Below are 6,176 nucleotides of genomic sequence, written 5' to 3'. Positions count from 1 at the left end.
GCAATGAACCATACTCCTTGCATTCCCATTCCCTCCTTTAAATATGTAAAAAGCCACCCTCTTGAAAAGAGAGTGGCGGTATCAGTCAGACTTATTTGTCTAATTGTTGTTTAGCAGCAGTTGCTAATTGAGCAAAAGCTTGTTCGTCAGCAACAGCAAGATCAGCAAGCATTTTGCGGTTCACTTCGATACCAGCAAGCTTTAGGCCATGCATTAAACGGCTGTAAGAAAGACCGTTGATGCGTGCTGCAGCGTTGATACGAGTGATCCAAAGTTTGCGGAAATCACGTTTCTTTTGACGACGGTCACGGAAAGCATAGTTTCCTGACTTCATTACTTGTTGGTTAGCTACTTTGAAAAGAATATGTTTCGCGCCATAGTAACCTTTAGCTAATTTTATTACCTTTTTACGACGTTTGCGAGTAACAGTACCGCCTTTTACACGTGGCATGTTATTTCCCTCCTATTTAACTCGATAAATCGAACTTATTTAATGTTGTCTAGCATATGACGAATACGTTTGAAGTCACCTTTGCTTACAAGGCTAGCTTTGCGAAGCTTACGCTTTTGCTTAGTAGATTTGTTAGCAAATAAATGGCTTGTGTAAGCGTTAGAACGCTTAAGTTTGCCGGATCCAGTCTTTTTGAAACGTTTAGCAGATCCGCGGTGAGTTTTCATTTTAGGCATAAGGTATTCCTCCTCATTACAAATTACTTTACAATTACTTTTCGTTTTTCGGTGCTAAGATAATGAACATGCTGCGCCCGTCCATTTTTGGGTGTTGCTCGATTGTAGCCACTTCTTTACATGCTTCAGAAAAACGAACGAGTACACGTTGACCAATTTCCTTATGCGTAATGGCACGTCCTTTGAATCGGATAGAAGCTTTTACTTTATCGCCTTTTTCAAGGAATTTAATACCGTTGCGAAGCTTCGTATTGAAATCATGCTCTTCAATCGTCGGGCTCAAACGAACCTCTTTCAGACTGATGACTTTTTGATTTTTACGTGCTTCCTTGTCTTTCTTTTGCTGCTCGAAGCGGTGTTTTCCGTAGTCCATGATCCGGGCTACCGGAGGCTTTGCATTTGCAGCAACTAAAACTAGATCAAGATTTACACGAGCGGCAATTTCCAATGCTTCGAATTTCGTTTTAATTCCAAGTTGTTCTCCGTTTTGGTCAATAAGACGAACTTCACGGGCTCGGATGCCCTCGTTTACCATCGCGTCTTTACTAATAGTTAGCCACCTCCAAAGATATTGGCGAATACGAATATTTGAATAAATTCGGTCACGCTCACAACTCGCTTACAGGATATAATCATAATAAAAAAGTGTGGATGCATGTTGCACCCACACTTGATAGACTCATTCAGAAAGATCCAAATAATCAAATCATGACCTGTTAACTGCATTGTTTGCGTCAACCAGGTGAGAAGCGGGTGCTTCTTCTTTTCATCAAACACGTATTCAATTCACTTTAGAAATATATCATAAACACTGATGACTTGTCAAATGCTAAATTTTATTCGTTTTTCACAACAAAATTAATATTATCAGACATTCAGTTATTTGACAATACGTTTTTTAAAGTAATTTGGACAAAAAATATTCATCATGATACTTTCCATCAAAAAACAGTGATTCCCGCTTTATTCCTTCCTTTTCAAAACCCATCTTTCGATATAAGGAAAGCGCAGGGGCGTTGTTTGCGATGACGGACAATTCCAGGCGCCGTATTTCGTTTGTCCGTGCATGCTCCTCCATTTTCTGAAATAGCTTCGTACCGATGCCTTTTCCTCTGTCCTGTTCATGGATGCCGATGACGATTTTGGCGGAATGCCTCGTACGGCCCATTTGATTGCCCAATAAGATTAGGTAACCAGTCAACTCATTGCCGCTAGCGGAAACGAGGACAATGGAAGGGGGATTTTTTTCGATTTGCTCCAATTGCTTTTCCATTTGTTTCGCCGTAGCTTTTCTTTCCCCAGGGTTAAACAGCATATACCCGGAATCTTCTACATGATTGAACAGAGCAGCCAAGTTACCCGCGTCTTTCCTTGAAGCCCTTCTAATCTCCATTTATCCCCATTCCCCCTTTAGTTACAGTCCATACTGGCCGAAGACATCACATGTTAAGAGTCTTCTTTCGCCTTTTTCTTTTTCTCAATGGTGTCCCAAGAAAATAGGWCTATCCAAAAAAGCAGGACCGGGACGATGGCATATTGTCGATAATCATCCAATAACAATAAGATGATGATGACAAGGAATGTCGGTCCGAATAGATAAGTAAATTTCTTTTTCATGCTGCCCCTCCTTTTCATTGCTGTACATATTTTCACATGATGGTTTCATTTTATCATGCCATGATTAAAAAGAGGGACACAACTATATGTGCCCCTCTTTTTGCTATTAACGGCTCACTTCCGCCTTAATCGCTGAAACGAAATCTTCAAATGCGATCGTTTCGGACTTTTGTTCACCGTATTTACGTACATTCACGCTGCCTTCTTTGGCTTCATTGTCTCCAACGACCAGCATATACGGGATTTTTTGCATTTGCGCTTCACGGATTTTGTAACCGATTTTCTCGTCACGTGTATCCAGGTCGACACGAATGCCTTGCGCTTTAAGTTTTTCCTGTACTTCTTTCGCATAATCCAAGTGCACTTCAGGTGAAACCGGGATCACCTGTGCTTGGATAGGTGCAAGCCAAGTAGGGAATGCCCCCTTGTATTCTTCAATCAAGTAAGCGACAAAACGTTCCATTGTGGAAACGACGCCGCGGTGGATAACAACCGGACGGTGCTGCTTGCCGTCCTCACCGACGTAATTAAGGTCAAAACGTTCAGGAAGCAAGAAATCAAGCTGAACAGTGGAAAGCGTTTCATCTTTCCCTAAGGCAGTGCGCACCTGAACATCAAGCTTAGGACCGTAGAATGCCGCTTCACCTTCCGCTTCAAAGTAATCAAGACCAAGCTCATCCATGGCGCCTTTTAACATGCTTTGCGCTTTTTCCCACATGTCATCATCATCGAAGTATTTTTCTGTATCCTGAGGATCGCGATAAGACAGACGGAATGAATAATCCTTGATATCGAAATCTTTATAAACTTCCAGAACAAGGTTCACAACACGCTTGAACTCTTCTTTGATTTGGTCGGGGCGAACGAAAATGTGCGCATCATTCAATGTCATCCCACGTACACGCTGAAGGCCTGAAAGGGCACCTGACATTTCATAGCGGTGCATCAAGCCTAGCTCAGCAATCCGGATTGGCAGTTCGCGGTAGCTGTGGATGCTGTTTTTATAGACCATCATGTGATGCGGACAGTTCATCGGACGCAGGACAAGCTGTTCGTTTTCCATCTCCATGACCGGGAACATACCGTCCTGGTAATGATCCCAGTGTCCGGATGTTTTATAAAGGTCCACGCTTCCCATTACAGGTGTGTAGACATGGTCATAGCCTAAACGTTCTTCCTTATCCACGATATATCTTTCGATTGTACGGCGAATTGTCGCGCCTTTTGGCAACCACATCGGCAGCCCTTGCCCCACTTTCTGTGAGCTCATGAACAAGTTCAATTCTTTGCCGATTTTACGATGGTCACGTTCCTTGGCTTCTTCAAGGAGACGCAGGTGTTCGGCCAAATCTTCTTTTTTATAGAAAGCCGTACCGTAAATGCGTTGAAGCATTTTGTTTTTGCTATCGCCTCTCCAGTATGCTCCAGCGATGCTCAATAGCTTGAATTCTTTGATTTTCCCAGTTGATGGAACATGAATTCCACGACAAAGGTCAAAGAATTCCCCTTGCTCATAAAGTGTTACCTGCTGATCGGCAGGAATCGCATCGATCAACTCCAATTTATACTCGTCGCCGATTTCTTTAAAACGGGAAATCGCTTCATCACGACTCACTTCGATGCGGGAGATTGCCAAGTTTTCGTTGACGATTTTCTTCATTTCTTTTTCAATCAATGGAAGGTCTTCGGGAGTCAATGATTCCTCCAGATCCATATCATAGTAAAAGCCGCCTTCAATGACTGGCCCTACGCCGAATTTAGCGTTTTTGAACAGTCGTTTGATCGCTTGTGCCATCAAGTGCGCTGTACTGTGACGCAATACTTCAAGAGCATCCGCTGCGTCCTGTGTGACGATTTCGATTGTACCATCTTGTTCAATCGGACGTTTTAAATCATATAATTCACCATTGAATTTTCCGGCAATGGATTTTTTCCTTAAACCAGGACTGATGGATGCAGCGATGTCTTCAGTTGTTGTGCCTTTAGCAAACTCCTTGACCGCTCCGTCAGGAAAAGATATTTTCAGTAGTTCTGACATTCAGTTTCACTCCTTCTTATTTGTTCGAACAAATTACAGGTTTTTGATTCCATTACAACACAAAAAAGCCCGCCCCTGTATAAAACAGGGACGAGCTTAGTAATAAATATCATTAACCCGCGGTTCCACCCTCGTTCCAGCTTGCTTTTCACGGCAAAATGGCACTTGTAACTTGGTAACGGCAGCTTCCCGTCAGCTCATATTCGCAGAATGCCTGCTTTCCGAGCCGAAGTTTAAAGGTGGTAAGTGTTCCATGCGAATAGGAAGCTTACAGCCTGTTGGCTTCCCTCTCTGATAATCGGCAACTAGAATACCCTTGTCCTCATCATAACTTTTAGTTTTTTAATAGTATGTAGGAAATTATAATTTGTTATACGGTGAAAATCAAGGTTAATTTTCTTTTTTCCACGAAAGTTCATTCAACTGCATAGAAAATGACGAAAGTGGTAAAATGGTCGCCCGTTCTTCGAAAATCCTTGAAATGGTCTGGATGAGCCCCTCTTCCTTGTCATCAGTATATATGCACAAGTTTTCAGGAGCAATCGATAAAAGCGGGGCAAGTATCACCGTATCGAGAAAAAGTGAGCTTTTGGCAAGAAGCCTCCTGTCAATCATACTATTGATTTTTGGACGGTCGAGTTTGCTGAATTTCTGATCATAGAAGTGAAAACCGTCCCGGTTGACCAGGTGAAGCTTTCTTAATTTCGACTCCTGCCCTTGAAGGCAATCACGGAGCGTAGCAATGAAATTTTGATAGTCCTGTTCCAGCTTATATTCATCAATCGCCTTGACGACATACTTTTCCAAAGTGTGCTGAAACGATTTTAAACGGAAGGTCGTAAAAGAATCGAATGAAAAAGATACCTTTCCAGCCAAGATGCTTTGAAGTCCTTCCTCAATCAATCGTTTCTCCGTACTGAATGCTCCATCTTGATTCCTGGCTCTTTCCGCCTCGATGATGGATGATGCAATTTCAATGATGGCTTCAATTTCTTCCCGTTCCCTATAAAAAAATTTACCGACTATAATTTGCTCCAGAACAGGAAGCGTCTTTTCTTCCAATAAAAAAGAATGGAATGCATCACGAAGCAGAATTAGCCATTCATCACCTGAAGATTCCGTCATATCCACATGCATGCCTTGTTGCGGAATAAATCGAATATATGCTTGAAATTCTGCCCCCAGTGGATGGACAGAAACGAAATTCAGTAATTTCAATGCCTCTGAATCGTTTTGAAACAAAATTTGCACTACGACATCCCCCCTTCCCCCTTGCTTCTTTTTTCATGTATATGGGGATGGGGACGTGTTTAGAAGTAGGATGGGCCTTGTAAGAAGAAAAAAGTGACCTCCATTAAGAGACCACTTTTCTTCATCTTCTCCGATTCACGCCATCAAGCTTGACCGGCTCGGCTAAATATTGAATTCTTTCCAGTACCCGGGCCGCCTTCACTTCTTCTTTCTCACCGCGCTGTGAAAAGGTCAGGTGGTTCTCCAGGCCATTCATATCAAAATTCGAAGTGAAAAATGTCGGCAGGTTTTCCAGCATCCTAAATTGCAAAATCGGACCAAAAACCTCATCGCGTCCCCAGCTCGTCATGGATTCCGCTCCAATATCATCAAGCATGAGGATAGGTGCCGTTTTCACCATTTCAATTTTTTCATTGACCGTATTATCACCTATCGATCCCTTAAGTTCCCTCAAATAGTCAGGTACATAGACTATAAGGGAGGAAATTTGCCTTTTTGCAAGTTCATTGGCGATCGCACCTAATAAGTACGTTTTCCCAACACCGAATTTCCCATATATATACAAGCCTTTTTGCCTTTTACC

8 protein-coding genes and 1 other annotated feature are annotated in these 6,176 nt (G+C 42.4%); all 8 genes read right to left on the bottom strand.

What is annotated here, in order from left to right:
* Window positions 1-91: 91 nt before the first annotated feature.
* On the bottom strand, window positions 92-451 hold the full coding sequence (rplT, locus tag AC1DVB_RS24525) for a 50S ribosomal protein L20 (protein WP_034309067.1): 360 nt from the start codon (window positions 449-451) through the stop codon (window positions 92-94).
* 35 nt (window positions 452-486) lie between these two features.
* Window positions 487-687, bottom strand: a complete 201-nt coding sequence (rpmI, locus tag AC1DVB_RS24520) for a 50S ribosomal protein L35 (RefSeq protein WP_034309070.1) — start codon at window positions 685-687, stop codon at window positions 487-489.
* A gap of 34 nt (window positions 688-721) precedes the next feature.
* Window positions 722-1,222, bottom strand: coding sequence for a translation initiation factor IF-3 (gene infC, locus AC1DVB_RS24515; protein WP_034309072.1), 501 nt, complete (start codon window positions 1,220-1,222; stop codon window positions 722-724).
* 98 nt (window positions 1,223-1,320) lie between these two features.
* Window positions 1,321-1,458, bottom strand: a sequence feature (ribosomal protein L20 leader region).
* Between the two features lie 127 nt (window positions 1,459-1,585).
* Window positions 1,586-2,080 carry a GNAT family N-acetyltransferase gene (locus tag AC1DVB_RS24510; RefSeq protein ID WP_328134147.1) on the bottom strand — a complete coding sequence of 165 codons (495 nt, stop codon included), beginning with the start codon at window positions 2,078-2,080 and terminating at the stop codon, window positions 1,586-1,588.
* A 53-nt stretch (window positions 2,081-2,133) separates the two neighbouring features.
* Complete coding sequence (locus tag AC1DVB_RS24505) at window positions 2,134-2,304, bottom strand: hypothetical protein (protein ID WP_477591370.1); 171 nt, start codon at window positions 2,302-2,304, stop codon at window positions 2,134-2,136.
* Between the two features lie 106 nt (window positions 2,305-2,410).
* The gene (gene thrS / locus AC1DVB_RS24500) at window positions 2,411-4,342 is read right to left on the bottom strand and encodes a threonine--tRNA ligase (RefSeq protein WP_230137003.1); all 1,932 of its coding nucleotides are present in this window, start codon (window positions 4,340-4,342) and stop codon (window positions 2,411-2,413) included.
* A gap of 390 nt (window positions 4,343-4,732) precedes the next feature.
* Window positions 4,733-5,593 (bottom strand): sporulation protein YtxC, encoded by an 861-nt coding sequence (gene ytxC, locus AC1DVB_RS24495; protein ID WP_230136773.1) that lies wholly within the window; start codon window positions 5,591-5,593, stop codon window positions 4,733-4,735.
* Window positions 5,594-5,714: 121 nt separating this feature from the next.
* The coding region (dnaI, locus tag AC1DVB_RS24490; protein ID WP_477591367.1) for a primosomal protein DnaI at window positions 5,715-6,176 on the bottom strand (462 nt) is incomplete at its 5' end.

It is taken from the genome of Peribacillus sp. P4_D6 (assembly GCF_056401795.1).
The sequence above is the reverse complement of the archived record's forward strand: the minus strand, read 5'-3'. Positions and strand labels throughout refer to the sequence as shown.